We start from the raw sequence: 2,266 nt of genomic DNA, 5'->3' as shown, positions 1-2,266 counted from the left end.
AGCAGGGTGTCGCGGGAGCGCAGCGGGCGGCGCAGCCAGCCGGGCTCGGCGGCGAGGGCGGCGAGGACGAGGGCGCGGTTGGTGACCGACTTGGAGCCGGGCACGGTGACGGTCGCGTCGACGGCCCCGGTCGCGGTCGGAGCGGGCCAGAGGTCGATGGGCGCGGGGCTCTGGGTCATGCCCTAACCTTACGGCCTCGCCGGGGGCGGCGACCGGGCCCCACGGCCGCGCGGCCCCCCGCCCGGAGCGCCTGCCGGCTCACCCCGCGAGCAGCCAGCGGCCGCCGGCGAGCAGCGCGGCGAGCGCGACCACGTGGAAGAAGAGGAGCCACAACACCGGCGTCACTCCGGTCAGCCGGCCGAGCTGGTCGGCGTCGGAGTCCGGCACGTACCCGAACCGGCGCTTGCGCTGGAGCTCGAAGCCCGGCCGCACGCCCCCCAGCAGCAGGAACCACACCACCCCGTAGGCGAACGCTGCCCGTACCTCGGGGCCGGCCAGCCAGGAGACCAGGACGAAGGCCGCGCCGGTGAGCACCACCGTCAGGGCGCCGTACGCGTTGCGGATCATCACCAGCATGGCGGCCAGCAGCGCCGCCGCCACCCACAGCAGGGCCGTGACGTGCCCGGTGGACAGCGCCCAGGCGCCGGCCAGGCCGAGCAGCGAGGGCGCGGGGTAGCCGGCCGCCGCGGTGAGGACCATGCCGAAGCCGGTCGGCCGGCCGCGCGAGACGGTGAGTCCCGAGGTGTCCGAGTGCAGTCTGATGCCGTCCAGGGTCCGGCCGCTGAGCAGTGCCACCAGGCCGTGGCCGCCCTCGTGGGCGATGGTGATCGCGTTGCGCGTCACCCGCCAGACCCGGGGTGGGAGGACCGCCGCCAGGGCGACCAGTCCGGTGCCGACGACGGTCCAGACCGAGGGCCCGGGCTGGCTGCCGGCCAGCCGGTCCCACAGGTCGGTGGCGGTGGTGCTGTCCATGCGGGGGCCGCTCCTTGCGCGTTCGTGGTCCGTGCTGAGGGACGGCCGGCGCCGCGTGACGGTTCCGGGGCGGGATGCCGGGGGTGTCCGACCCGTACGGCAGCATGGTCGGCGGCAGACGTACGAGGGAAGAGCCGAGGGGCGGTCGGAACATGTGCGGGCGGTACGCGGCGAGCCGGGGGCCGGAGGATCTGGCCGGGCTCTTCGACGTGGAGGTGTGGGAGCCGGAGGAGACCCTGGCCCCGGACTGGAACGTGGCGCCCACCAAGGAGGTGTACGCCGTCCTGGAGCGCCCGCTCAAGGGCGCGCCCGACCGCCGCCCGGTGCGCCAGCTGCGCGCCCTGAAGTGGGGGCTCGTGCCTTCGTGGGCGAAGTCGCCGGAGGGCGCCGCGCGCATGATCAACGCCCGGGCGGAGACGGTGCACGAGAAGCCGTCGTACCGGCGGGCGTTCGCGGAGCGGCGCTGCCTGATCCCCGCGGACGGCTACTACGAGTGGGTCACCGGCGCGCAGGAGCGCGACCTGGAGGTGCAGGGCCGCCGCAAGCGCCCCCGGAAGCAGCCCTACTTCGTGACGCCCTCCGACGGGTCCGTCATGGCGATGGCCGGCCTCTACGAGTTCTGGCGCGACCGCACGCTGCCGGACGACCACCCGGCGGCCTGGTGGGCGACCTGCTCGGTGATAACCACCGAGGCCGACGACCGGCCGTTCGCCGGCGGGGGCGGCGAGGACGGCCCGCGGTCCCTGGCGGAGATCCACCCCCGGATGCCGCTGGTCCTGCCGCCCGACCGGTGGGCCGCCTGGCTCGACCCCGCCCGCACCGACCCGGAGGAGCTGCGCTCGCTCCTCGTCCCGCCCCCGCCGGGGCTGGTGCGCGCGTACCCGGTGGCGACGGCGGTCAGCGACGTCCGCAACAACGGGCCCGAGCTGGTGACGGAGCTGGCGGCGCCGGAGGAGTCGACACTGTTCTGACACGGCGTGGCGTCGGGGGCGGGCACGGCAGGATGGCCGCGTGACGACGAAGAAGCCGCAGACGGAGAGCGTCGGGACGCCCGCGGGCGAGGCCCGGATCCACTGGTACCGCGCGGCGGAGCCCCGCCTGGTGCTCGCCCTCGGCCACGGCGCCGGCGGCGGCGTCGAGGCGCGGGACCTCCAGGCCCTGGCCGCCGCCCTGCCCGCGCACGGGGTGAACGTGGCGCTGGTGGAGCAGCCCTGGCGGGTGGCCGGCAGGAAGGTGGCCCCGGCGCCCCGGGCGCTCGACACGGCCTGGCGCGCCCTGTGGCCGGCGCTCGCCG

3 protein-coding genes and 1 pseudogene are annotated in these 2,266 nt (G+C 76.5%); 2 read left to right on the top strand and 2 right to left on the bottom strand.

Annotated elements, in window-relative coordinates:
• Positions 1 to 179, bottom strand: a 179-nt coding sequence (locus JNW98_RS34685; protein WP_504755629.1) for a carboxyvinyltransferase, incomplete at its 3' end; no start/stop codon positions are given.
• A gap of 79 nt (positions 180 to 258) precedes the next feature.
• Positions 259 to 972, bottom strand: coding sequence for a M50 family metallopeptidase (locus tag JNW98_RS34680; RefSeq protein WP_223772256.1), 714 nt, complete (start codon positions 970 to 972; stop codon positions 259 to 261).
• Positions 973 to 1,124: 152 nt separating this feature from the next.
• Here JNW98_RS34680 and JNW98_RS34675 point away from each other — a divergent pair, with 152 nt between their 5' ends.
• Complete coding sequence (locus tag JNW98_RS34675) at positions 1,125 to 1,943, top strand: SOS response-associated peptidase (protein WP_223772257.1); 819 nt, start codon at positions 1,125 to 1,127, stop codon at positions 1,941 to 1,943.
• Positions 1,944 to 1,983: 40 nt separating this feature from the next.
• Positions 1,984 to 2,266 (top strand): annotated as a pseudogene (locus tag JNW98_RS34670) (hydrolase); the annotation flags it as partial.

The sequence above is a fragment of the Streptomyces huiliensis genome (genome assembly GCF_020037025.1).
Classification (GTDB): Bacteria; Actinomycetota; Actinomycetes; order Streptomycetales; family Streptomycetaceae; genus Streptomyces; species Streptomyces huiliensis.
The sequence above is the reverse complement of the archived record's forward strand: the minus strand, read 5'-3'. Positions and strand labels throughout refer to the sequence as shown.

Coding starts and splice junctions, on each gene's coding strand:
- JNW98_RS34680 (WP_223772256.1), bottom strand. CDS start 972: ATGGACAGCACCACCGCCACCGACCTGTGGGACCGGCTGGCCGGCAGC.
- JNW98_RS34675 (WP_223772257.1), top strand. CDS start 1,125: ATGTGCGGGCGGTACGCGGCGAGCCGGGGGCCGGAGGATCTGGCCGGG.